Here is a 22,530-nt window from a genome sequence, read left to right as displayed (position 1 = left end):
GGGTGTGGAGGGACGGTGCATTCAGAGGACAGGTGCACTCACGCAAGCCGCGTTTGCCGGCACAGCCGAGTGAGTTGCGGCACGCAGGAGCCGCACACGGTGCCGCAGCCCAGGCGTTGCTTGAGCTGCGCAACATCGGCGCCGTCGTCGATGGCCGCGTGAATCGCGGCGGCCGAGACATGCATGCAGGTGCACACGATCGGGTCGCTCGGTGCGCTGTGGGTATGGGCGAAGACCGACAGCCGCGCACCCCGCCACGGTTCACCCGCCAGTGCGGTGGCAAGCAACGATCGATCGGCGTCGCCGGGTTGCGCGGCAGTGAGCAGCACGCCGTCGATATGGTGATGCCCGTCTTGCATGCGCCAGCCAACGCGGCGCATCAGCCCGCGGCGCAGGTCGCGGTACTCCAGCACATCCGCGCCGGCCGGCAGCTGCAAGGCGACGACCAGGCGATCCATCCAGCTGGCATCGGGTGCGCGTTCGCAGGCGGCATGCAACACGACCCAATCCCCGGCTGCACGGCGTTTGGTGCCGCTCGAGGGCTCGGCATGCAGGCGCAGAGAGGCATAGCCGCAGTCGCGCAACAGCGGTTGCAACGCCTGCTGCAAGGCGAGTGCATCCCCACGCCGCGCCGCCAGCAGATGCCAGCCGAACGTGATCCTTTCCACCCGCACGGCCGTGTGTTTGAGTTCGGGCTGTTGCGAACGCGCATCCACTGCCGGCGTGCTGACTTCGTTGATGCCGCCGCTGGACAGGCTCTGCCCGCTCCAGTGCATGGGGGCAAACACCGTGCCCGAGCGCAGTTCGTCCGACAGTTCCAGCGGCAGCACCAGCGCACCGCGTTTGCTTGCGATCTGCACCAGTTCGCCGGCCACCAGCCCACGCCGCTGTGCATCGCCTGGATGCATGCGCAGCGCCGGCTCGGGACTATGCGCGAATGCCGCCGCGACCCGCCCGGTGCGCGACATGCCATGCCACTGGTCGCGCAGGCGTCCGGTGAGCAGCCGCATCGGGAACCGTGCCGAAGTGGCTTCGGCCACCTTGCGATACGGCGTGGCGTGGAAGCGTGCACGCCCGTTGGCGTGCGCGAATACGCCGTCGGTGTAACGCCGGGCCTGCCCTTGCGTGCTGCCTGCCGGAAACGGCCATTGCTGCGGGCCATGATCCAGCAGCGCGTAATCCAGGCCGCCGATATCCAGGTCGCGGCCAATCGTGAGCGCGCGATGCTCGTCGAAAATCTGCGCAGGGTGCTTGAATGCGAACAGGCCCTGCCCGCGCACTGGTGCCAGGCGCGCTTCCAGCCGGCGCGCCACCTCGTTGGCAATCCACCAATCCGCACGTGCCTGCCCGGGTGCTTCCACCGCCTTGCGCACGCGGGTGATGCGGCGTTCGGAGTTGGTCACCGTGCCGTCCTTCTCGCCCCAGCTGGCGGCAGGCAGCAACACGTCGGCATACGGCACGGTGTCGGTACCGGAAAAGGCCTCCTGCACGATCACCAATTCGGCGTTTTCCAGCGCGGCGCGAATGCCGGCAACCTCCGGCATCGAATGCACGGGGTTGGTGCACACGATCCACACCGCCTTGAGCGTGCCCGCGCGCAGCCGCTCGAACAATTGCACGGCCGGTGCGCCTGCCGTTGGCGAGATTCGCCCGGCTGGTACGCCCCACAGCCGTTCCAGTTCGGCGCGGTCGTCGGCATTTGCAATCTCGCGATGCGCCGCCAGCATGGTCGCCATGCCGCCGACCTCGCGTCCGCCCATCGCATTGGGTTGACCGGTCAACGAAAACGGCCCCGCGCCCGGCTTGCCGATCTGCCCGGTGGCCAGATGCAGGTTGATCAGGGCCAGGTTCTTGTCGGTGCCGTGCACGGACTGGTTCAAGCCCATGCAGTACAGCGACAACGCTGCAGGGCTGCGCCCGAACCACTCGGCCGCCTGCACCAAATCCTCGTGCGCAATGCCGCAGATCTCGGCGCTCATGCGCGGCGTGTACTCGCGCAGCATCCGCTTGAGGGCATCGAACTCCTCGGTGTGTGCCGCGACGAAACGCGCGTCTACCAGGCCCTCCCAGATCAGGTGATGCAGCATGCCGTTGAACAAGGCGACGTCGGTGCCGGGCTCGATCGCCAGGTGCAGATCGGCCATGGCCGCCGTGTCGGTACGCCGCGGATCGATCACGATCCAGCGAATGTCGGGGTTGCGCGCGCGTGCCTCTTCCAGCCGGCGAAACAGCACCGGATGCGCATAGGCCATGTTGCTGCCGGCAAACAGCACGGTGTGCGCCAGCTCCAGATCGTCGTAACAGGTGGGCGGGCCATCGGCACCCAGCGCAAGCTTGTAGCCGGTCACCGCGCTGGACATGCACAGCCGCGAATTGGTGTCGATGTTGTTGGTACCGAGCAGGCCTTTGGCCAGCTTGTTGAAGACGTAATAGTCTTCGGTCAACAGCTGCCCGGAGAGATAGAACCCCACCGCGTCCGGGCCATGCTCCTGGATGATGGCGGCCAGCTTGTGGGCCACATGGTCGAGTGCCTGCTCCCAACCCACTGCGGTACGCGGCGCCTGGCGATGACGGCGTAGCTGCGGTTGGAGCACACGCCCCTGCGTGCTGGCCACCGTCTGCGGCAGTGCCAGTCCCTTGCTGCACAGGCGCCCGAAATTGGCCGGGTGCAGCGGGTCGCCTTCGATGCCGACGATGCGTTCGCCATCGGCGGCATGCTCGCTGTGGATCAGCACACCGCAGCCCACCCCGCAATAGCAGCAGGACGAACGCGTGATGCGGTGCATCGGTAACGCGGCCTGCGGCTGCGCGGCTTCGTCGCTTGACAGATGCTGCAGGCCTTCGCTCATACGGCGGGCTCGGCGACAGCATCCGGCGCGGTCGCCGGCTGCAACACGATCCATACCGCATCGGCTTCCACCTTCACCGGATAGCGCGGCGCGCAACCCACATCCGGCGCACATGCCTGCCCGCTCTGCAGCGCGATGGCCCAACCATGCAACGGGCAGGTCACGGTGTCGCCGGCAACAATCCCTTGCGACAGCGGTCCACCCTTGTGCGGGCACCGGTCGCGTAGCGCGAATACCTGGTCGCTGGCAGTGCGGAACAACGCGATCGGTTCGATGCCCTCGATCTCCAGCACGCGTGCGCCCAATGCGGGCAATTCCTGCAAAGCGCAGATGCGGATCCAGGCAGGCGGCTTATGCATGCTCATTGCTCCACCGTGGCAGCCGGCGCCGCAACGCGCAGCGGTTGGTATTCCTGTCGGCGCTGGCCGGCGATACGCGCCTTCCACGGGTCGACCAGACCCTCCAGCGAATACAGCAGGCGCTCGTACAGCGCACGCCGGTTGGCGGCGTCGTCCACCACTTGCGCACGGATGTAATCCAGCCCTACCCGCGCGATGTAGTGCACCGTGCGGTCCAGGTAATACGCCTGCTCGCGGTAGAGCTGCAGGAACGCGCCGGTGTATTCGCGCACTTCGTCGGCGGTGGCCACCTTGACCAGGAAGCGTGCCACCTCGGTCTTGATGCCGCCATTGCCGCCGATATGGATCTCCCAGCCGGAATCCACCGCGATGATGCCCACGTCCTTGATGCCGGATTCGGCGCAATTGCGCGGGCATCCAGACACCGCCAGCTTCACCTTGTGCGGGCTCCACATGTTGGCGAGCATGGTTTCCAGATCGATCCCCATCTGCGTGCTGTTTTGGGTACCGAAGCGGCAGAATTCGCTTCCCACGCAGGTTTTCACCGTGCGGATGGACTTGCCGTACGCATGGCCGGAGGGCATGCCCAGATCGCGCCACACGTCGACCAGGTCTTCCTTCTTGACCCCAAGCAGATCGATGCGTTGGCCGCCGGTCACCTTGACCATGGGCACCGCATACTTGTCGGCGACATCGGCAATCCGGCGCAGCTCGCTGGCATTGGTCACCCCGCCCTTCATCTGCGGAATCACCGAAAACGTGCCGTCTTTCTGGATATTGGCGTGCGCACGCTCGTTGATGAAACGCGACTGCGGGTCGTCGATGGCCTCATGCGGCCAGGTCGACAGCATGTAGTAGTTGATTGCCGGCCGGCAGGTGGCGCAACCGTTGGGTGTGCGCCATTCCATGAACGCATAAGCCTGTGCATGCGTGAGCAGTTTGTGCTCGCGGATGGCGCGGCGCACCTCGCCGTGGCTGAGGTCGGTGCAGCTGCATACCGCCTTGGTTTTCGGGGTTTCCTGAAAGTTGGAGCCCAGGCAATTCATCAGGATCTGCTCGACCAGGCCGGTGCACGAGCCGCACGAACTGGCCGCCTTGGTGTGCTTTTTCACCTCGTCCACGGTGAACAGGCCTTGCTCGCTGATCGCCTTGACGATCGTGCCCTTGCAGACGCCGTTGCAGCCGCACACTTCATCGCTGTCGGCCATCGCACTGGCGCGGTCCTGGCCACCGGTGCCGGCATCGCCCAGCGCGCTTTCGCCGAAGATCAGTTGATCGCGCTGCGCCTGGATCGGCGTGCCGTCCTTGAGCAACTTGAAGTACCACCCGCCGTCGCTGGTGTCGCCGTACAGGCACGCGCCCACCAGGACATCGTCGCGGATCACCAGCTTCTTGTAGACGCCACCGGCCGGGTCGGAGAGCACGATTTCTTCGCAGCCGTCGCCGCCCATGAAATCACCGGCAGAAAACAGGTCGATGCCGGTGACCTTGAGCTTGGTCGATGCCACCGAACCGCGATAAATGCCGATACCGAACTGCGCCAGGTGGTTTGCGCAGACCTTGGCTTGCTCGAACAGCGGCGCGACCAGGCCGTAGGCAATGCCGCGATGGTTTGCACACTCGCCCACCGCGTACACGCGTGGGTCGAAGCTTTGCAGGCTGTCGTTGACCACGATGCCGCGCGAGCAATGAATCCCTGCCTCTTCGGCAAGACGCGTGTTCGGGCGAATGCCGGCCGCCATGACCACCAGATCGGCGGGAATCTCGCTGCCGTCGGCGAACTTCACCCCGATCACCTCGCCCTGCGCATTGCCCAGCAGCGCACTGGTGGCGGTGCTCAGCTTGAAGTGCAGGCCACGCGCGCGCAGGGCCTGTTGCAGCAGGTTGCCGGCCACCGGGTCGAGCTGGCGCTCCAGCAACCAGCCGGCCAGATGCACCACCGTCACCTCCATGCCGCGCAGCTTGAGCCCATTGGCCGCTTCCAGCCCGAGCAACCCACCACCGATCACCACCGCGTGCTGCTTGCTACGCGCGGTATCGATCATGGTGCGCGTGTCCTGGATATCGCGATACCCAATCACCCCTTTCAGGTCGTTACCGGGAATCGGCAGCACGAACGGCACCGAGCCGGTGGCGATCAGCAGCCGGTCGTACTCGGCTTGCGTACCATCGGCCGCAATCACGCGGCGGCGCACGCGGTCGATGCGCGTGACTTCCTTGTTCAAATGCAGGTGGATGCCGTTGTCCTGATACCACTGCAACGGATTGAGCACGATGTCGTCGAATTCCTGCTCGCCGGCCAGCACCGGCGAGAGCAGGATGCGGTTGTAGTTGGGATGCGGCTCGGCGCCGAACACGGTGATGTGGTACATGCCCGGCATCAGCTTGAGCAGTTCTTCCACGGTGCGGATGCCGGCCATGCCATTGCCGATGACGACGAGTCTGGGTTGCTTCATTGCCTGGGCTCCTGTCGACATATCAGACGCGCGCCGCGCCTGCGGTTGACCATTCGCTGCGCCACTGCGCCTTCACGCCGGCCAGCAACGCCCAGCCGCCGAGCGCGAAGGCAGCGAACAACCACATGCCGATCGCGTAGCTGCCGGTGTGCTGCTTGAGCACGCCCAGCCCTGCGGCAAGCGCAAATCCACCGATGCCGCCTGCCATGCCGATCAGGCCGGTCATCACGCCGATGTCCTGGCCGAAGCGCTGCGGCACCAGTTGAAACACCGCGCCATTGCCGGCGCCCAGGCACAACAAGGTCAGCACGAACAGCGCCAGCGTGATCGTGGCGCCGCCGGCACCAAATCCGGCGATTGCCACCAGCCCGGCGACCAGCAGATACACCGCCAACAGGGCGCGCGTGCCGCCGAGGCGGTCGGCAATCACGCCGCCGAGCGGGCGCATCACCGAGCCGGCCAGTACGCACGCTGCGGTGGCCCACCCCGCGGTACGCGCATCGAAATCGAACTGGTCGTGGAAGTAACCAGGCAGTGCGCTGGCAAAGCCGGAGAAGCCACCGAAGGTGATCGCGTAGAAACACATGAAGCGCCATGCATCGCGGTTGCCCACCAGCACGCGGCCATAGTCGGACCACTGCTTGCGCGCGACCGGCGTGGGTGCTTCCTTGGCGATGGTTGCGAACACGACCAGCGTCAGCACCAACGGAATGCACGCCAGGCCGAACACGTTCTGATAGCCGAAAGCGGCCGCCAGCATCGGGGCGAACAACGCCGCCAGCACCGTGCCGGAATTGCCGGCTCCGGCAATCCCCATCGCGGTGCCCTGATGCTCGGGCGGATACCAGCGCGAAGCCAGCGGCAATGCCACCGCGAAAGATGCACCGGCAATCCCCAATAGCACGCCCAGCAACAGCACCTGCCCCATGCTGTGCACGCCCAGTTGCCATGCACCGAACAGTGCTGCGATCACCGCCAGCTGCGCGACCATGCCGGCACGCTTGGCGCCGATCCGGTCGGCGAACATGCCCAGTACCAGGCGCAACACGGCGCCGCACAGGATCGGCACTGCCACCATCAAGGCACGCTGCTGCGTATCCAGCCCCAGCGATTGCGCGATCGGCACCTGCAGCGGACCGAGCAGATACCACACCATGAAGCTCAGGTCGAAATACAGGAAAGATGCGAACAACGTGGGCGTATGCCCTGATCGCCAGAACGAGCGCTGCATAGAGACCTCTTCGAGTGCGATGGCCAAAAAAAAACGGCGCCCTCCGGTAAACCGGAAGGACGCCGTTGTCCTGGATGCGTGCGGCTCGCCGTTGAGCCGCTGGCATCGTCTGCATGTTGTTGCAGGCACGCCGTTGTACCTGCACGTGCGTACTACGCAATCAACGTGCCAACTTTCTCACCACGACCTCACTGCGCTGCAAGCGCTTGATAAATTAAGGGTTGGCGGCTGGTTGCCGGTCTCGCGCGAGGTAACGGGTAGCCGCTGGCGCGGCTCACCATTCCCGGCTTTCGTGCAGCAATGCACCAACACCGTGCGTTGCTGGCGGGCGCGATCGATCGATATTCCTGCGACACGCCGTCCCTCCACGCATGATCGTGACGCCAGGCTGGCGCATTGCGCGTCAGGGAAGCTAGACGGCGTGACTGGGTGCAGTCGAACGCATTGGCGCGACTGCCGAGATCAAACGCCTGGCCGATGGAGCGCGCGGCGCCCTCACCGCTCGCAGACACGCTGCAAGTACGTCCGTGCAGACTCGATGGCCGCATCCATGCCGCAAGCGGCGAGGACACCGCACCTGGGAGTTGGCCGGCGGTTTGTGGAAGAGCGAGGAAACCGCCTCGTGCGGCTTGCTGTTTGCTCTGTTTGAAACCTGGCGCACCGACCATCTCCACTGGCCCTTGCCGGCCCACCGTCGCGGGAGCTTACGCGGCATGGATGCCGTGTAGAGCCTACATGGACGTACTTGCAGCCTGTCCTGCGCTGGTGGGCCGGCAAGGGCCCCTGCAGCCAAACTGCAGACCAGCCGCTCTCCCTGCGATCCCTCTACGCTCTCCAGCCATCAGCGCAGACTCCAGCACGCCTGATCCATCGCGTTACGGCGTATCGAACAACCGATTGCTGCGATGATCGCTGTCCGGCGCGACGACACCCACACGTGCGGCGGCACGCCGATAGTTGTCGAGTCGGTGGATATCGCCGAGCCGGGCGATGTCGTCGCCTTGAACGTCATGCCATCCCCAGCGCTGGAACTGGCCCAGGAACCACTCGCCGTCCGACAGCCACGGCATATTCACCACCCCGCCGCGGTGAAAGGCCAGCGCAGTCGCATCATCGGTGGCAGCGCCGCAACCAACATGCGACTCAACCTCGGGATGCGCCCCCAGACACACCGCCAGGTGCGTCGCCGGCACCCCGATATGCTGCGGCTCGGCCAGCCACTGCGCACAGTGCGCGCGATTGGCTGGCGCCGCGTCCAGCCAACGGCAGGCCTCCAGCACGCAAGCGGTCAAGCGCTCGCTCAACTCCGGCTGCAGTGCTGCAAATTCGCGGCGGCAGGCGAGCACCTTCTCCGGATGGCCAGGCCACAACTCGCCGCTACGGATCACACGCCGCCCCGTGCCCTGCGCTTCGGCCACCGCCGCCCACGGCTCGCCGGAGCAATAGCCGTCGACCAATCCGCTGGCCAACGCCTCGGGCATTTGCGGTGGCGGAATGCTGAGCACATCCACATCGCCGATCGGGTCCACCCCGCCTGCAGCCAGCCAGTAGTACAGCCACAGCGCATGCGTTCCGGTAGGAAAGGTCTGCGCAAACACCGCACGCCGCCCCAATCCTGCCAATGCCTGTGGCAGCGTGCGGCCGGCCGCCAACGCCTGCGCGAGTGCAGGCGCCAGCGTGATCGCCTGGCCGTTGTGATTGAGCGTCATCAGCAATGCCATCGGGCATTGCGGGCCGGCGATGCCCAGGTCGATCGCATACACCAAACTGGCCAGGGTGTGGGCTGCCTCCACTTCACCGGCCAGCAAACGGTCGCGCACGCCGGCCCAGGATGCCTGTCGTTGCAGCTCCAGCTGCAGACCATGTCGATGGTCCAGACCCAGGTGTTGCGCAGCGACCAGCGGCGCGCAGTCGATCAATGGCAGGTAGGCCACGCGCAGGACGGGATATTCGGCTTGACTCATAGATTCATCCCAACAACTCGGCCATGGCCACGATGCGGCGCGCCACTTCGGCCAGTTTGACGCCCTGCTTCATCGCCTGCTGGCGTAATGCCGCATAGGCATCGGCCTCGCTCAGGCCACGTTTTTCCATCAGCAAGCCCTTCGCACGGTCGATCTGCTTGCGGTCCTGCAGCGCCTGCTGGACCTCGTCCAGGCGCTTGCGCATGCTGCTTTCCTGCGCAAAACGGGCCAGCGCCACCTGCACGATCGGCGCCAACCGCGCAGGCGCCAAGCCATCCACCACGTACGCCGTCACGCCCGCGCCGACCGCTGCATGGATCAACGCATCGTCGCCATCGCCGGAGAACATCACCACCGGCCGCGGCGCGTGCGCATGCAACATCGACAGCTGCTCCAAGGTATCGCGGGAAGGCGAATCCACGTCGATCACCACCACATCCGGCTGCTGGCGTTGCACGGCATGCAGCAGCGCGCTGACCGAGGCCACGTCATCGAGCACCGTGTAGCCGGCGCGCGTCAGTGCCTGGCGCAGTTCGCCGATCGGCTTTTCGGTATCGTTGACCAGCAAAACACGCATTGACAGCAGCGAGGCATGGACGTGGCCTGATGGTGCCATGCAACATGCCGCTCGTGCGAGCCATCTTTTCGGAGTGTCCGATGCCGTTGTTCCCGTTGTTCGCCAACCTGCAGGGGCGCGCTGTGCTGGTGATCGGTGGCGGCGAAGTCGCCACACGCAAGGTGCTGGCGCTGCTGAAGGCGCAGGCGCACATCCGGCTGTATGCGCATGCGCTTTCGCCCGAACTTGCCCAGCTGCTGCAGGCCGGGCGCTTTGAGCAAATGACAGGCGAGTTCGATCCTGCCTGGATCGACACTGTGTGGCTGGTCGTCGCCGCCACCGATGATGTGGATCTGAATCAACGTGTGGCCGCAGCGGCCGGCGCACGCCAGCGTCTGGTCAATGTCGTGGACGATGCCGAGCTCTCCACCTACCAGGTGCCGGCCATTGTCGACCGCGATCCGCTGGTGATTGCGATTTCGTCGGCGGGCGCGGCGCCGATGCTGGCGCGCCGACTGCGCGAGCGACTGGAGCGCGAACTGCATGCGTCGGTGGGTACGCTGGCGGCCTTGTTCGCCCGGCACCGCGAGCGCATTCGTCAGCAGTTGCCGGACATGAACCGGCGGCGCCGCTGGTTCGACCAGGTGATCGACGGGAAGGTGCCGCAATTGCTGCAGGCCGGCGATACCGTCGCCGCCGAAGCCGCCTTTGCCGCTGCGTTGGACGCGGTGGACAGCGTTCCGGCGCGCGGCAGCGTGCAATGGGTCGGTGCCGGCCCGGGCGATCCCGGCCTGCTCACGCTCAATGCCTTGCGTGCCCTGAACCTGGCCGACGTGCTGCTGCTGGCGTCGGACGTGCCCGCCGCGGTGGTGGAACTGGCGCGCCGGGATGCGCAACGGCGCGCCTGGCCGGAGACGCCGGGCGCGCAGCAGGCCGCCGTAGTGGAGTTGGTCGGCGCCGGGCTGCAGGTCGTGGTCCTGCGCATGGGCAGCGGCGATGCCATCCCGGCGGAGCTGGACGCCGCCCTGCACGCGCAAAGCATCCTGTCGGTGCGGGTTCCGGGTTTGCCGCTCCGCTAGATTTTTCCAAGCGCGTTGCCGGATTCGACGCGCTTGAACGCGACTGCCTACCGCGCCAGCAACGCTCGGCGCGCCGTGTCCTGCTGCCAACGCGTGCGTTCGACACACCGATCGCCGGAGCGCCCGCCCATACCATCCGCGGGAAATGACGGCCCGCCGCCGCGCGATGGCGCTCGACTGCTACCCGCCGGCGCATGCCATCGGCACCGCGTCACGGCGTGCAGCAAGGCAGGCAACAGCCACCCAGCGTGACCGGTTTCACCCCCTGCCTGGCCGAAAAAGTCCCCAGCACGGCGCGCGCATCCGCCTACAGTCGAGCACGTCATCCCGGTTCGGACATCGCCACACCATGCAGACGCCTTCGCCGTCCCAGACGTTCCCGCTCGACCGCAGCGATGCGGTCTGCATCATCGGTGCTGGCCCGGGTGGGCTCAGTGCGGCACGCGCGCTCAAGGCGCAGGGGCTGGACTACGACCAGTTCGAACGCCACGGCGACCTGGGCGGGATTTGGGACGTCAGCAACCCCGGCTCGCCGATCTACGACTCCACCCATTTCATTTCCTCGCGCGATCTGTCGGCCTTCATCGGCCATCCCATGCCGCGCCAGTACCCCGACTACCCGTCGCATCGGCAGATCCTGGCCTACCTGCGCAGCTTTGCCGAGACGTTCGGTCTGCGCGAGAAGATCCAGTTCGACACCGCCGTCCTGCGCATCGACAAACAGGCGGACGGGCGCTGGCAGGTGACGTTGGCCGATGGCTCGCAGCGCCTCTACGCCGCGGTGATCTGCGCGTCGGGCGTCAACTGGGACCCCAGCATGCCGCAATTGCCGGGCCACTTCGATGGCGAGATCCGCCACTCGGTGAGTTTCCGGCATGGCGACGAATTTCGTGGCAAGCGCGTGCTGGTGCTGGGGGCCGGCAACTCCGGCGCGGACATCGCCTGCGAGGCGGCCATGCATGCGCAACGCGCCTTTCTGAGCGTGCGCCGCGGATATCACTTCATCCCCAAGCACCTGATGGGGATTCCGGTCGACCAGATCGCCGAAACCGGTCCGCACCTGCCCCTGTGGCTGGCACGCCCGATCTTTTCGGCCCTGCTGCGGCTGGTCAACGGAGACCTGGCCCGGCTGGGGTTGCCCAAGCCGGACCATCGCCTGTTCGAAAGTCACCCGCTGCTCAACGCCCAGCTGCTGCACCATCTCCAGCACGGCAACATCGCCGTCAAACCCGATATCGACCGACTGGACGGCAGGCACGTGGTGTTCAAGGACGGCAGCCGCGAGCAGATCGACCTGCTGCTGTGCGCCACCGGCTACCGCTGGAGCTGCCCGTATGCCAGCGAGTATTTCCTCTGGAACGGCGGACGCCCGCAGATGTACCTGTCGATGTTCAACCGCACGCATCGCAATCTGTTCGGGATCGGCTACCTGGAAACCAATTCCAGCGCGTACAAGCTGTTCGACACCCAGGCCCACATGATCGCGTCCTACCTGACCGCGCAGCGCCGCGATCCTGCCAGCGCACGCCGCTTCGATGCATTGATCGAAAACGATACACCGGACCTGTCCGGCGGCATCCGTTTCGTGGCATCGCAGCGCCACGCCGTCTACATCGAGGCGCATGCATTCAAACGCTATCTGCATCAGCTGCGCAGGCGATTGGGCTGGGGCGAACTGGGCGAACACATGTACGACGCGCTCAAGCTCGACGCCGGTGGCGATCCACGCATGCGCACTACCGCCACCGCACGGCTAGCCGACAGCGAGGTTGCCCATGGCTAAGCCGCAGGATCTGCGCGGCTGGAATGCGGTGATCACCGGCGGCGCCGGCGGGCTGGGACGCGCGACCGCCGCGCGCCTGATCCAGCGCGGCGTGCGCTGCCTGCTGGTGGATATCGATGCCGATGCACTGGCACGTGCGGTGCAGGCGCTGGGGCCGTTGGCGTGCGCGCAGGTGGCCGACCTGACCGATCCGGCCGCGCGCGACCGTCTCGCCGAGCGGCTCGACACGGATTGGGGCCAGTTGCAGCTGTTGGTCAACAATGCCGGCATCGTCGGCACCACGCCGTTCGAGCAGCGCACGCCGGCGTCGATCCGCGGCGAACTGGAGTTGAACCTGATGGCGCCGTTGTTGCTCACGCACCGGTTGCTGCCGCTGCTGCAGCGCAGTGGCGACGGGCGCGTGGTGAACATCGTCTCGCTGGGCGGCATGTTCCCGTTGCCGGAATCGACGGTCTACTCGGCCAGCAAGTTCGGGCTGCGCGGTGCCATGCTCTGCCTGGGACTGGACGGCGCACGCCTGGGTATTCGCGTCTCCATCGTCAACCCGTCGGCCACCGACACCCCGATGCTGATGCGCGAGGCCCTCAACGGCGGCAACAAGTTGCAGTTCATGGATCGGCCGCAACAACCGGACGAAGTCGCATTGCAGGTGTTGCGGTGCCTGGACGCACCGTGCCTGGAGCGCTTCGTGCGCCCCAGCGAATCGTGGACGGTGCGGCTGGCCATGCTGCTGCCCAACCTGCTGACGCGCGCCCTGCCGCTGTTCGCACGCAGCGCCGAGCGTGGGCATCGCAACTATCTTGCGTCGCTGCAGCAGCGCGGCCTGATTCGCCCACGCCAGGACGGATGGGAAGTGGTGCCGCCCGCTCACCGCGAAGACCCGCACACCCTCGCCGCAACGCGAGCAACCACGCAGCGGACCTGAGCCGCTGCCTGGCGCCCGCACGCGCAGCGCATGCGGCGGCAGCGCTGTTGGAGGGCAAACCGGTGCGCCGCTACGGCCAAGTACCGTGTCTGGTCGAACGCTCAGCGCGGATCGCGCGCCTGTCCGGGCGAACGACCGGACCACCGTTGAAAGGCGCGCCGAAACGCCCGTGCATCGGCGTATCCCACCGCTTGCGCCACCTCGGCCACGGTCATCTGCGAATTGCGCAGCAGATCCTGCGCACGTTCGTAGCGGGCGGCATCGCGCAGTGCCCGGTAGCCGACCTGTTGCGCACCGAGCCGACGCCGTAGAGTGCGCTCGCTGCAATTGGCCTGGCGCGCCAGCTCCGGTTGCCGCGGCGCATGCTCGGCATCGCTGCGCAGCCGCAGTGCGATCGATTCGACCAACTCGTTGCGCGACGGCGGCCGCTGGATCAGGGTCTCCAGTTGTTGCCGCAACAGTCCGCAGGTGGTGCGGTCGTAGCCCGGCAACCGCGCGGCCAGCCACTTTGCCTCCAGCGTCATCCGGTTGCGGCCGGCGCCAAACCGCACCGGGCAGCGGAAAAAACGCGTGTAGATCTCCAGCGGGGCCGATCGCGCGAAGGCCAGTTCCACCGCGCGCGGTCGGATGTCCGGCCCCAGCATGCAGCGACTGACATTGAGGGCACCGGCAAAGGCTTCCTCGATGAGGTAAGGCTCGATCTCCAGGTCGAACACATGCGGCACCAGTTCGATGCAGGCTTCGGGGCCTTGCTGTGCGAACAGGTGCTGCATCATCGCCCCGGCTTCGTGCTGATGCCCCAGGCCATAGGCGATGGCTTCGCCGAAGGTTTCGCAGGTGAGCATGGCCAGCCCGGTCAGTCCCCATGACACCGGCCGTTGCCGCATGCCGGCCGCCAGGCCCATCGCCGGCTCGTCCAGCAGACGGCGTGCGCGCAGGATCAGCGCACGCACCTGCTGGTAGGACAGCAGCAGGTCGCGGTCGTGCAGGTCGCGGTCGGTGAATCCCAACCCCTTGCACAGCCGCTCCGGCGCGTGTCCTCGATCTTCGACCAGGCCCAGCAGCGAGCGCACGGTGTTGGGAACGATGTTGGCGGTGCGGCGGTTATCGGCCGGCGCCGGACGCGCGTTGCCGACCTCGGAGATGGGCTGTCTGCGTGTGACGGCCGCGCGCACACGCGGCATGCTCAGCAGTGCTCCGCAGAGCGTTCGCGTTCGCCGCGGTGCCAGCGTGCCGTGCAGCCAATAACGCCACCATGCAGCGCGTGCCATGTGGCGGTACAAGCCGGCCGGAGCCGAACGTCTTGCATGCGTTGCGTCCTCGCGACAATGCGGCCTCAACCGCTCGGCCGCACTTTAGCGCAAGCGATGGCGTGCAGGTCCAGCCAACAGCTGCCGGCGCGTCAAACCATCAGTCCCGCAACAAACGCTTGCGCGTGCTGTCGCGCACATCCACGTCGAAGGTGACCTGCAAGGTCATCGCCTCGGCATGCCCAGCGCCCGCATCGAAACTGAACTGAAGCCCGTCACGGCGCGGTAGCTGGCGTGCGTGTTCCTCCAGCGCGTCGCGCGGGATCGCCAGTTGCCAATGATCGGTGGCGCAATTACATGCGGGGTGACCGCCGGTGAGGCTCACGCTGTGTCTCACCAACCGCGCGCCCTGCCCGCTCGGCAACCGGCTGAGATTGTCGACGCTGCGCCCGGCCAGCAGGCTGGCCAGCTCGTCCTCGTCGATACGAAAGCGCAGATGTTGGCCTTCAATCTGGATTTTCATGGATCAGCCGGCTCCATTGCTCGGGCGTATTGCAATTGACGAACTCAGCGCGTTCGCTGGCAGTGACAGTCACGCGATGGCACTGCAGTGAATGCTGCAAGGCGCGCAGCGAGCGTGACGATGCAGCGCCCGCCATCAGCACCGTCAACGCCTCGCGCACGCTGGCATCCAGGCGCAGGCACATCGGCAGCATCTGGTCCTCGAAGGCCACACAGCAATGTTGCGACGGCGCAAGCAGCTTGCCCAGCAACGCGGCCGATAACAGCGGCATATCCACCGGCACCACCACCAGCGTGGTCGCGTCGGCCGCGCCCGCGATCACGCTTGCCAGCCCGCCGAGCGGGCCCAGATCGGGATGGACGTCGGCAATGCCGGCATATTCGGGCCGGTTGCCGCTGACCACCACGTGCTGCGCACCGGCCTGGCGCAGCAGCGCCTGCATCTGTTCCAGCAACGGACGTCCATGCCAGGGCAGTAAGGCCTTGTCCTGCCCCATGCGCGACGAACGTCCACCAGCCAGCACCACGCCCGTCCACGGCTGCTGCAGCGTCATGCGACAGCCCCGGGATGGGCGGCACCCACCGGCATGTTCATGGCGCGATGGCCGGCGCGGCCGGGTGCAGGTGGCCCAGGCCGAAGACCTCGGCATGCGTGCTCGCTGCGGCGCCTTCGTCCTGTGGCTCCAGCACTGCCCAGACGTTGGCCTGCAGCAACGGGGCCACACGAAAGGATTCCTGCTGCGGCAGGATCTGCACCGACAACGCGCCGGCCGCACTGCACAGCAGGCGTGCCCGCAGATGCTGCCGCCAGATCGGCCTGGCCTGCATCGGTGCCTCTAATGCGACGCGCACGCCATGCTCAACCGGCATGCCCAACAAACCGCGCAATGCCGGCTCGACGAAAAAGCGCAGACCGGCCGCGCTGGCCATCGGGTTGCCGGGCAACCCCATATACAGCGCGCCATCGCTAAAGCGTGCAAGCAGCACCGGTTTGCCCGGTCGCACTGCGACCTTATGAAACAGCACTTCGGCAGTGTGGCGTGCCAATGCCTCCGGGATGAAATCGTACCGACCACGCGAAACGGCGCCGGTGCTCAGGATGAGATCGGCACCGGCATGGCGGGCCTGTGCCAGTGCCGCATCGAACGCAGCATCGTCGTCGCCTACCTGCCCACGCCACACGACATCGGCGCCGGCGGCACGCAACTGAGCCAGCAGATAACTGCTGGTGCCATCGCGGATCTGGCCCGGCTGCAGGGGTTGTGCAGGGTCGCCGATCAACTCGCGTCCAGTGGCAATCAAGGCCACGCGCGGCCGCCGCACCACCTGCACATGCGCGCAGCCCAGGCCGGCGAGCAGCATCAGATGCGCACCGCGCAGCATGGTGCCGGCGTCGATCACGCGATCGTGCAAGCGCACGTCTTCGCCGCGACGACGGATGTGCTGGCCCGCACGCACCGGCTGACGCAGGCGGATGCGGCTGGGTCGCCCGCCGTCGTGCTCAAGGATCTGCACTTGCTCGATCGGTACCACCGCATCGGCACCCGGCGGCACGCCGGCGCCGGTCATGATTTCCCAGGCCGCACCGATCGCAGCCGCACCGGCGTCCTGCCCTGCCGCAACGGTACCGCTCACCACGTACTCGCGGTCTGCCAACGCACCCATCCCCGCGGTCGCCAATGCAAACCCATCCATTGCGCTGTTGTCGAAGGGCGGCAACTCGGCCTGGCTCGACAAGGCGTCGGCAAGCACGCGACCTTCGGCATCGGCGCTTGCCACCCACTCGCTGGCAAGGGGTGCGACGTGCGCGTGGACCAGCGCGAGTGCTTCGGCATAGCTGATCATGTGCAGGACAGTGCCGACCAATGGATGACCCGGCTAGGATACCGGCCCCTGGCGCAGCAGGTACAGGCGTGGCCGTGCGGGGCCGTCGTGTGTCCATCCGCCACATGATGGGCATCACCGTAGACACCACGCTTGAAGCTGCTCGAACGGTATGCAGACAGTGTGCGCTGCAAGGTTGCAGGCCTTCCTTGATCAACTGCACGCATGCAATTCGTCGACGTCGTGGGCTGGCTCGCCAGCATCATCCTGATCGCCACCTTGATCCGGCAGATCTACAAACAATGGCGCTCCGACGCCGCGCAGGGCGTCTCGCGCTGGTTGTTCCTCGGCCAGATCAGTGCTTCGGTGTTGTTCATCCTCTACAGCTATCTGGTTGGCAACGCGGTGTTTATCGTCAGTAATGTGCTGATCCTGCTGACGGCCCTGACCGGCTATGCATTGCAGCGGGTCAAGCGCCGCAGGCTGGAACGCGCAGCGTAGACAGGCTGCGTGGACTCCTGCCGGCCGGTCGAGCTTAGTCAGCCGTTCTTTTCGCCGACTTGTGTGGTCTTGCCGATGCGGCTGTGGCCCTCTTCGCAGCGATCTTCTTGGCCGCTTTTTTCGCGATGACACTGGGCGTCTTCTTGGCGGCCGCCTTGGGCACGGCCGCCTTTTTCGCTACGCCCGGCTTGCGCACCTTCGCTGCCGGCATGGCATCCGCCGCTGCTTCGGCGGGCGCATCCGGTACGCGCACGCTGATCCAGGTGGGTGCATGGTCGCTGGCCTTTTCCAACGCACGTACCCACTTGTCGACGCCGGCATCTTGCAGGCCGGGCGCCAGCGTGCGATTGAGTAGCAGATGATCGATGCGCAACCCACGGTCGCGCGCAAAGTGCTGACGGAAGTAATCCCAGAACGTATAGATCGGCGTGTGGCCATGGATGGCCAGCAGGCTGTCGGTCCAGCCCTGTGCCAGCAGGGTCTGGTAGGCCTCGCGGCTCTCCGGCTGCAGCAGGGCGTCCTTGCGCCAGCCCTTGGGGTCGTAGATATCCGCATCGGTCGGCACCACATTGAAGTCGCCGATCAGCGCCACCGGATGCGGCAGGTCCACCAGCGTTTTCGCATGCCGGATCAAGCGTTCGAACCATGCAAGCTTGTAGTCGAACTTCGGCCCGGGCTGCGGGTTGCCGTTGGGCAAATACAGGCAGGCCACCACCACACCATGGATCGCCGCCTCCAGATAGCGGCTTTGCGTATCGCGTGGATCCCAGGGCAACCAGCGACGAATCTCCACTGGCTCGGTCCCCCGCGCGAGCAGCGCCACGCCATTCCAGGACTTTTCGCCCTGCCAGATCACACCGTACCCGGCATCGCGGATTGCCTGCTCCGGAAACGCAGCTTGCGTCGATTTCAATTCCTGCAGGCCCACGATGTCCGGCTGCTCGCGCTGCAGCCATTCCAGCAAGTGTGGCAGACGGCTGGCAATACCGTTGACGTTGAACGTCGCGATCTTACGTAAGGTACCTGACATGGGTGCAAATGGCCGCTTCCGTGGTGCAACAGCATGACCGCCGCTTGATTAAGCCGATGCTCAAGCGAGGTGAAGCTGCACTGCGTGCCCCGGCCCATGCTCACGCCTGGCACACCACCGGCGCTCTTAGCTTGAAGCACATTCATTGAGGGGAATTGCCATGCGACATTCCGCACTGTTGATCGGCCTTGCGCTCTGCGCCAGTTGCTCGCGCAGCCCACCGTCGGTCACCCCGCCCGGCGCACCGGAAACGCCCAAGACCAATGTGCTGGAAGCCGGCGCGAAAGTGCTGCAGCCCAGCGGCCCGGTCGGCAAGCTGGACATCTATCTGGTCGGCTTCCATCCGATGAAGGATGCGCCAGATGAGCAAATGGAGGCGCATCACTATTGCCAGCAGGTCAATGAAGATCTTGCCCAATGCGCGCTCTACGACGGCAACACCGACCGTGCCAACCTCACCGGTATCGAGTACATCATCTCGGAGACGTTATTTGCGCAGTTGCCGGCACACGAGCGCAACTTCTGGCATCCGCATAACGGTGAAATTCTTTCCGGCCAGCTCTCTGCTCCCAACCTGCCGCAGGTCGCAGAGAAGGAACTGATGCGCAGCAAGATCAACAGCTACGGCAAGACTTGGCACACCTGGCATTCGCGCAAGGGCACCGCGCCCGGCGACACCTTGCCGCTGGGCGAGCCGATGCTGGCGTGGTCGTTCAATCGCGATGGTGAGTTGCAGCAACCGTTGATTGCGCAACGCGATCAGGCCGTTTCGGTGTCCACCGCAGAGCGCCGCGCCAACCGTCAAGAGCTTGTGCCGCTGGCAAAGCCGCAAGAAGGCGTGGATGCATTACGTGCCCATTTTCCCAACGCCCAACCCATACCCGGGGTGACCGACGCAAGGGGCAAGCATCCCTGAGCCCACAAGACACCTTGCTGCACCAACGTGCAGCAGGGTCAGGCGTGGCGCGCGTACTTGGCAATGCGTTAGAGCCTGGAAAAACGCGCGATGCAGCTAGCGGTACGCGCGTACCCTGCCCTGTTGCACACGCCAGATGCCAAGCGATTCCCGGCAGCGCCTGCAGCGCAACTCAGTGCGACCAAGGTTCTCCGACGCTAGGGCACAAACCCCGCACGCACGCACCCATCGTGTTTGTGCTTGAACATGTCGTAGCCCCGCACGGCGTCTTCCAGCGGCATCTTGTGGGTCAGCAAAAATCCGGATTTCAAACGTCCCGCCTGCGCCAAGTCCAACAACCTGGGCACGTATCGCTGCCCATGTTGCTGCGCGGTTCGCACCGTCAGACCTTTGTTCATCACGGCACCCAGCGGAAACTTGTCCATCACTCCGTACACGCCCAAGACCGACAGGATGCCGCCCTTGCGGCAGGCGAGGATGGCTTCGCGCAACGCCTGGCCGCGATCGGTGTGCAGGTGCAAAGCCTGCTTGACCCGATCGTAGGTATGGCCGATGCCGGTGCCATGCGCCTCCATTCCGACCGCATCGATACAGGCATCCGGGCCACGCCCACCAGTCATTTCGCGCAGGACATCCACCACGCTGTCGACCGCCGAATAATCGATCACCTCCACACCTAACACATCGCGCGCCATTGCCAGACGCTCCGGCAAGCGGTCGATGCCGATCACGCGTTCTGCGCCCAAAATACGTGCACTTTGCTGGGCCATCAGCCCCACGCCACCGCATCCCCACACCGCCACCGTGTCGCCGGGCTGGATATTGCAAAAGTCTGCACCCATGAAGCCAGTGGGCCCCGCGTCCGAGAGAAACAGCGCATCTTCGTCGGAGACCCCATCGGGCACCTCGAAACACCCCACATCCGCATGCGGCACGCGGATGTAGGTTGCGTGCGAACCTGCGTAACCGCCAAAGGCGTGCGTATAGCCGTAAATCCCGGCGGTCGCATGCCCAAGCAAGGGTTCCTGCATTTCCCAGTTGGGGTTGGTGTTGTCGCACAGCGAAAATTCCTTGCGCTCGCAATGCCAGCAACCGCCACAGGAAATAAACGACGGCACCACCACGCGCTGACCCACGCGCACATTCTTCACTGCGTTGCCCACCTCCACCACCGTACCCATGAACTCGTGGCCGATGACATCGCCCTCGCGCATGGTTGGCAGGTAGCCATCGATGAAATGCAGATCAGAGCCGCAGGTGGTGGTGAGCCCGACCTTCAGGATCACATCGCGGGGATTGACCAGCACCGGATCGGGCACGGTTTCCACGCGCAAATCGTTGATGCCATTCCAGCACAGTGCTCGCACAGAAAAGCCCTCCTCAAGAATGCGCGTGCGTCGACGCGCGCGCCGCTGGGGTATGCAACAAGGTCGGCACCTCGCCGGCCTCCAGCCATGCGCGCAATCGCCGTAGTCCCTTGCCGACCAGCACGTACGGCGCGGGATTCACCAGCTTGGTGAACACCTGCGCCAGCAGGCCTTCGACCGCATAGTGCAGGCTTAGCGTCGCTTCGCTGGCTTCGCGCCCACGTGCAGGGCGCACCTGCAATACGATAGCGAGCTGCAGCCCATGTTCGCCCTCGGCCTCGTAACGCACCGACTCGCCCAGCCGCGCATCTGCGCGGCGCAAGGTCACCTCCACATCCTGACGCAGCGGCGCGTGCAGCTTCCAGCGGGACGCATGGCCGTCGCCGGAGACCAGCTCGGCAGCACCTTCCAACACGCGTTGCTGCACATTCGCATCGCACCAGGCATCCAGTATCTGATGAGGTTCGGCACGGATGGTCATGCTGCGTACGATGTGCGTACCGTCATCGTCGGTACGTACCGGATCGGTCGGTAATGCAGCCATGGCTCAGCGGGCTCCGGCGTTCTTGTCGTCGGCCTGCAATGCCTTGGCGCTGCTCAGATGATCGGCGACGTGATGGCGCGTGGTCTGCAGGTGTTCGAGCACCGGCGATGTCTTTGCCTGCGGGATCAGCTTGCTGTCGAGCGCCGTTAATGCGTCGGTGTGGTCTTTCACCATCGCAGTGATATAGGCCGTTTCGAATGCATGACCGTCCAGCTTCTGCAGCTTGGCCAACTCCGCCTTGCCCTTCGTCATCTGCAGCTTTGCACCCGCGGCGGACGTGTCCGGTTGCCATTTGGCGATCTTCTGGTTGTTGTCGGTGTGTTCCTTGATCATGCGCGTGGCGTAGTCGCGTGCGCCGCCTTGCACCTGCTTCTGCAATGCCAGATTTGCCGCGTTGATTTCGCTGGTGTTGATGGCACTCAGCATACCGAGCGCCTCGCGCTCGTCCTCGCTGGGTGTCGCTGCACCCGCGGTTTGCTGCCCGGCGGGCATTGCAGACTGTGTCCGGTTCTGTGCTTGCGCAGATATGCTGGCGCCAACGCACAGGGCCAGGACAAGGATGATCGGGCGACGTGTGTTCATGGAAGTCTCCAGCTGGATGATGTAGCTCGATGCTGGGCTTGGCTGCGTGACTCGATCGTCGCGCTAGCGTCGAGAACTGGCGAAGGCTGCGTGCTGCAGCGCAACGCATCGTCACACTGTGTGAAGGTCACGCAGTCGGGGTTTTTCTCCAACTTTGAATTCGCTGACGACCATGCCGCTGCGCGGCAGCGCGGGATACCGCATCATCGGCTATCGAAAACCCTGTTTTGGAAGAACGCAATCGCTCGCCGCCAGCGCCTGGCGCTGCCATCATCAAGGCAATGGTCGGCTTCCCGGGACATCGAGGATCGGCTCTACGTGCATTCTGTGCTGCAATCGTCCCACTGGCAGTACTGTGGCGATGCACGCGCACCGCGAGCCGCTTTGTCCCGCAGCAAGGGCGTAATCACGGGCAAGCTGTCGCTGCAGCGCTTGGCGCTGCAACGTCGATTCACGGCATAGGGTCGAGCCTACCGCATCCCGTCAGCGTCCCGTGTCATGCGCCAGGATCCGCCGGCCCCAGCTGATTGGCGGCCAATATCTCGTCGATACGTTTGACGATCTGCGCTGCCTGCTCCTGCGATTGCGCCGCACCGGTGATCTTCTCGGAACGGGCCCGGAACACATCCCAAAAATCGTCCGGGTGCTGACTGCGCATCTCCGGCAACGCTTCGGCAAGCTGCTTCAATTGTGCATCGATGTCAGGTGTCATCACGGTCTCCTCTGCTGTGCTCACGCTACCGCTGCGCCGGTGAGCCCGATGCCAACGTGGTGCGCAGGCCGCGTTATCCG

At 65.4% G+C, this 22,530-nt stretch carries 21 protein-coding genes; 6 read left to right on the top strand and 15 right to left on the bottom strand.

The window, feature by feature from the left end:
* Window positions 1-38 precede the first annotated feature (38 nt).
* The 6 genes from ACCQ07_RS10405 to ACCQ07_RS10380 form a co-directional block, all read right to left on the bottom strand.
* On the bottom strand, window positions 39-2,849 hold the full coding sequence (locus tag ACCQ07_RS10405; RefSeq protein WP_372364065.1) for a nitrate reductase: 2,811 nt from the start codon (window positions 2,847-2,849) through the stop codon (window positions 39-41).
* Entirely contained in the window at window positions 2,846-3,214 is a 369-nt protein-coding gene (gene nirD / locus ACCQ07_RS10400; protein ID WP_209261992.1) for a nitrite reductase small subunit NirD, read from the bottom strand. The genes ACCQ07_RS10405 and nirD overlap by 4 nt, the downstream gene beginning before the upstream one ends.
* Complete coding sequence (gene nirB / locus ACCQ07_RS10395; RefSeq protein ID WP_372364140.1) at window positions 3,211-5,628, bottom strand: nitrite reductase large subunit NirB; 2,418 nt, start codon at window positions 5,626-5,628, stop codon at window positions 3,211-3,213. The genes nirD and nirB overlap by 4 nt, the downstream gene beginning before the upstream one ends.
* A gap of 58 nt (window positions 5,629-5,686) precedes the next feature.
* A complete protein-coding gene (locus ACCQ07_RS10390; protein WP_029819404.1) occupies window positions 5,687-6,856 on the bottom strand; it encodes a nitrate/nitrite transporter in 1,170 nt (389 codons plus the stop codon).
* A gap of 914 nt (window positions 6,857-7,770) precedes the next feature.
* Window positions 7,771-8,859, bottom strand: coding sequence for a CmpA/NrtA family ABC transporter substrate-binding protein (locus tag ACCQ07_RS10385; RefSeq protein WP_372364064.1), 1,089 nt, complete (start codon window positions 8,857-8,859; stop codon window positions 7,771-7,773).
* Window positions 8,860-8,863: 4 nt separating this feature from the next.
* Window positions 8,864-9,436 carry an ANTAR domain-containing response regulator gene (locus ACCQ07_RS10380; protein WP_008575394.1) on the bottom strand — a complete coding sequence of 191 codons (573 nt, stop codon included), beginning with the start codon at window positions 9,434-9,436 and terminating at the stop codon, window positions 8,864-8,866.
* Window positions 9,437-9,516: 80 nt separating this feature from the next.
* Here ACCQ07_RS10380 and ACCQ07_RS10375 point away from each other — a divergent pair, with 80 nt between their 5' ends.
* The 3 genes from ACCQ07_RS10375 (at window position 9,517) to ACCQ07_RS10365 (ending at window position 13,202) form a co-directional block, all read left to right on the top strand.
* Entirely contained in the window at window positions 9,517-10,494 is a 978-nt protein-coding gene (locus ACCQ07_RS10375; protein ID WP_031422631.1) for an NAD(P)-dependent oxidoreductase, read from the top strand.
* A gap of 349 nt (window positions 10,495-10,843) precedes the next feature.
* The gene (locus ACCQ07_RS10370) at window positions 10,844-12,277 is read left to right on the top strand and encodes a flavin-containing monooxygenase (protein ID WP_008575390.1); all 1,434 of its coding nucleotides are present in this window, start codon (window positions 10,844-10,846) and stop codon (window positions 12,275-12,277) included.
* On the top strand, window positions 12,270-13,202 hold the full coding sequence (locus ACCQ07_RS10365; protein ID WP_029819400.1) for an SDR family NAD(P)-dependent oxidoreductase: 933 nt from the start codon (window positions 12,270-12,272) through the stop codon (window positions 13,200-13,202). The genes ACCQ07_RS10370 and ACCQ07_RS10365 overlap by 8 nt, the downstream gene beginning before the upstream one ends.
* Window positions 13,203-13,303: 101 nt before the next feature.
* Here ACCQ07_RS10365 and ACCQ07_RS10360 read toward each other — a convergent pair whose 3' ends face one another.
* The 4 genes from ACCQ07_RS10360 to ACCQ07_RS10345 form a co-directional block, all read right to left on the bottom strand.
* Window positions 13,304-14,386: an AraC family transcriptional regulator gene (locus ACCQ07_RS10360; protein ID WP_122273548.1), complete on the bottom strand. Its 1,083-nt coding sequence runs from the start codon at window positions 14,384-14,386 to the stop codon at window positions 13,304-13,306.
* A 226-nt stretch (window positions 14,387-14,612) separates the two neighbouring features.
* Window positions 14,613-14,975, bottom strand: a complete 363-nt coding sequence (locus ACCQ07_RS10355; RefSeq protein ID WP_071117215.1) for a hypothetical protein — start codon at window positions 14,973-14,975, stop codon at window positions 14,613-14,615.
* A complete protein-coding gene (mobA, locus tag ACCQ07_RS10350) occupies window positions 14,959-15,528 on the bottom strand; it encodes a molybdenum cofactor guanylyltransferase (protein WP_071117216.1) in 570 nt (189 codons plus the stop codon). Before mobA ends, ACCQ07_RS10355 begins: the two co-directional genes overlap by 17 nt.
* Window positions 15,529-15,565: 37 nt before the next feature.
* Window positions 15,566-16,840, bottom strand: coding sequence for a molybdopterin molybdotransferase MoeA (locus tag ACCQ07_RS10345; RefSeq protein WP_338335011.1), 1,275 nt, complete (start codon window positions 16,838-16,840; stop codon window positions 15,566-15,568).
* A 183-nt stretch (window positions 16,841-17,023) separates the two neighbouring features.
* On the opposite strand from ACCQ07_RS10345, the gene ACCQ07_RS10340 reads away from it, so the two are divergent.
* A complete protein-coding gene (locus ACCQ07_RS10340; RefSeq protein ID WP_031422621.1) occupies window positions 17,024-17,299 on the top strand; it encodes a PQ-loop domain-containing transporter in 276 nt (91 codons plus the stop codon).
* Between the two features lie 34 nt (window positions 17,300-17,333).
* On the opposite strand, the gene xth is transcribed toward ACCQ07_RS10340, so the two are convergent.
* Window positions 17,334-18,329 carry an exodeoxyribonuclease III gene (gene xth, locus ACCQ07_RS10335; protein WP_372356159.1) on the bottom strand — a complete coding sequence of 332 codons (996 nt, stop codon included), beginning with the start codon at window positions 18,327-18,329 and terminating at the stop codon, window positions 17,334-17,336.
* Between the two features lie 145 nt (window positions 18,330-18,474).
* On the opposite strand from xth, the gene ACCQ07_RS10330 reads away from it, so the two are divergent.
* Window positions 18,475-19,245, top strand: a complete 771-nt coding sequence (locus ACCQ07_RS10330; protein ID WP_046935388.1) for an OBAP family protein — start codon at window positions 18,475-18,477, stop codon at window positions 19,243-19,245.
* A gap of 197 nt (window positions 19,246-19,442) precedes the next feature.
* Here ACCQ07_RS10330 and ACCQ07_RS10325 read toward each other — a convergent pair whose 3' ends face one another.
* Genes ACCQ07_RS10325 through ACCQ07_RS10315 form a run of 3 tightly spaced genes read right to left on the bottom strand, consistent with a single transcriptional unit; the run spans window position 19,443 to window position 21,738 of the window.
* Entirely contained in the window at window positions 19,443-20,612 is a 1,170-nt protein-coding gene (locus ACCQ07_RS10325) for a zinc-dependent alcohol dehydrogenase (protein WP_011347320.1), read from the bottom strand.
* A gap of 13 nt (window positions 20,613-20,625) precedes the next feature.
* Complete coding sequence (locus ACCQ07_RS10320; protein ID WP_008575371.1) at window positions 20,626-21,156, bottom strand: SRPBCC family protein; 531 nt, start codon at window positions 21,154-21,156, stop codon at window positions 20,626-20,628.
* A 3-nt stretch (window positions 21,157-21,159) separates the two neighbouring features.
* Window positions 21,160-21,738: a DUF4142 domain-containing protein gene (locus ACCQ07_RS10315; RefSeq protein WP_029819392.1), complete on the bottom strand. Its 579-nt coding sequence runs from the start codon at window positions 21,736-21,738 to the stop codon at window positions 21,160-21,162.
* Window positions 21,739-21,828: 90 nt separating this feature from the next.
* Between ACCQ07_RS10315 and ACCQ07_RS10310 the strand changes: the two genes are divergently transcribed.
* Window positions 21,829-22,200: a hypothetical protein gene (locus tag ACCQ07_RS10310; RefSeq protein WP_372364063.1), complete on the top strand. Its 372-nt coding sequence runs from the start codon at window positions 21,829-21,831 to the stop codon at window positions 22,198-22,200.
* A 34-nt stretch (window positions 22,201-22,234) separates the two neighbouring features.
* On the opposite strand, the gene ACCQ07_RS10305 is transcribed toward ACCQ07_RS10310, so the two are convergent.
* Window positions 22,235-22,450, bottom strand: a complete 216-nt coding sequence (locus ACCQ07_RS10305; protein WP_008575367.1) for a hypothetical protein — start codon at window positions 22,448-22,450, stop codon at window positions 22,235-22,237.
* Between the last annotated feature and the right edge of the window lie 80 nt (window positions 22,451-22,530).

Origin of the sequence: Xanthomonas sp. NCPPB 3583 (genome assembly GCF_041475715.2) — a bacterium.
GTDB classification, from domain to species: Bacteria; Pseudomonadota; Gammaproteobacteria; order Xanthomonadales; family Xanthomonadaceae; genus Xanthomonas; species Xanthomonas euvesicatoria.
This window is presented reverse-complemented; position numbering and strand designations above follow the sequence as displayed.

Bases quoted from the DNA above. Each gene is read 5' to 3' on its own strand.
- ACCQ07_RS10405 (WP_372364065.1), bottom strand. From the start codon at position 2,849: ATGAGCGAAGGCCTGCAGCATCTGTCAAGCGACGAAGCCGCGCAGCCG.
- nirD (WP_209261992.1), bottom strand. From the start codon at position 3,214: ATGAGCATGCATAAGCCGCCTGCCTGGATCCGCATCTGCGCTTTGCAG.
- nirB (WP_372364140.1), bottom strand. From the start codon at position 5,628: ATGGCCGGCATCCGCACCGTGGAAGAACTGCTCAAGCTGATGCCGGGC.
- ACCQ07_RS10385 (WP_372364064.1), bottom strand. From the start codon at position 8,859: ATGAGTCAAGCCGAATATCCCGTCCTGCGCGTGGCCTACCTGCCATTG.
- ACCQ07_RS10380 (WP_008575394.1), bottom strand. From the start codon at position 9,436: ATGCGTGTTTTGCTGGTCAACGATACCGAAAAGCCGATCGGCGAACTG.
- ACCQ07_RS10375 (WP_031422631.1), top strand. From the start codon at position 9,517: ATGCCGTTGTTCCCGTTGTTCGCCAACCTGCAGGGGCGCGCTGTGCTG.
- ACCQ07_RS10370 (WP_008575390.1), top strand. From the start codon at position 10,844: ATGCAGACGCCTTCGCCGTCCCAGACGTTCCCGCTCGACCGCAGCGAT.
- ACCQ07_RS10365 (WP_029819400.1), top strand. From the start codon at position 12,270: ATGGCTAAGCCGCAGGATCTGCGCGGCTGGAATGCGGTGATCACCGGC.
- ACCQ07_RS10360 (WP_122273548.1), bottom strand. From the start codon at position 14,386: ATGCCGCGTGTGCGCGCGGCCGTCACACGCAGACAGCCCATCTCCGAG.
- ACCQ07_RS10355 (WP_071117215.1), bottom strand. From the start codon at position 14,975: ATGAAAATCCAGATTGAAGGCCAACATCTGCGCTTTCGTATCGACGAG.
- mobA (WP_071117216.1), bottom strand. From the start codon at position 15,528: ATGACGCTGCAGCAGCCGTGGACGGGCGTGGTGCTGGCTGGTGGACGT.
- ACCQ07_RS10340 (WP_031422621.1), top strand. From the start codon at position 17,024: ATGCAATTCGTCGACGTCGTGGGCTGGCTCGCCAGCATCATCCTGATC.
- xth (WP_372356159.1), bottom strand. From the start codon at position 18,329: ATGTCAGGTACCTTACGTAAGATCGCGACGTTCAACGTCAACGGTATT.
- ACCQ07_RS10320 (WP_008575371.1), bottom strand. From the start codon at position 21,156: ATGGCTGCATTACCGACCGATCCGGTACGTACCGACGATGACGGTACG.
- ACCQ07_RS10315 (WP_029819392.1), bottom strand. From the start codon at position 21,738: ATGAACACACGTCGCCCGATCATCCTTGTCCTGGCCCTGTGCGTTGGC.
- ACCQ07_RS10305 (WP_008575367.1), bottom strand. From the start codon at position 22,450: ATGACACCTGACATCGATGCACAATTGAAGCAGCTTGCCGAAGCGTTG.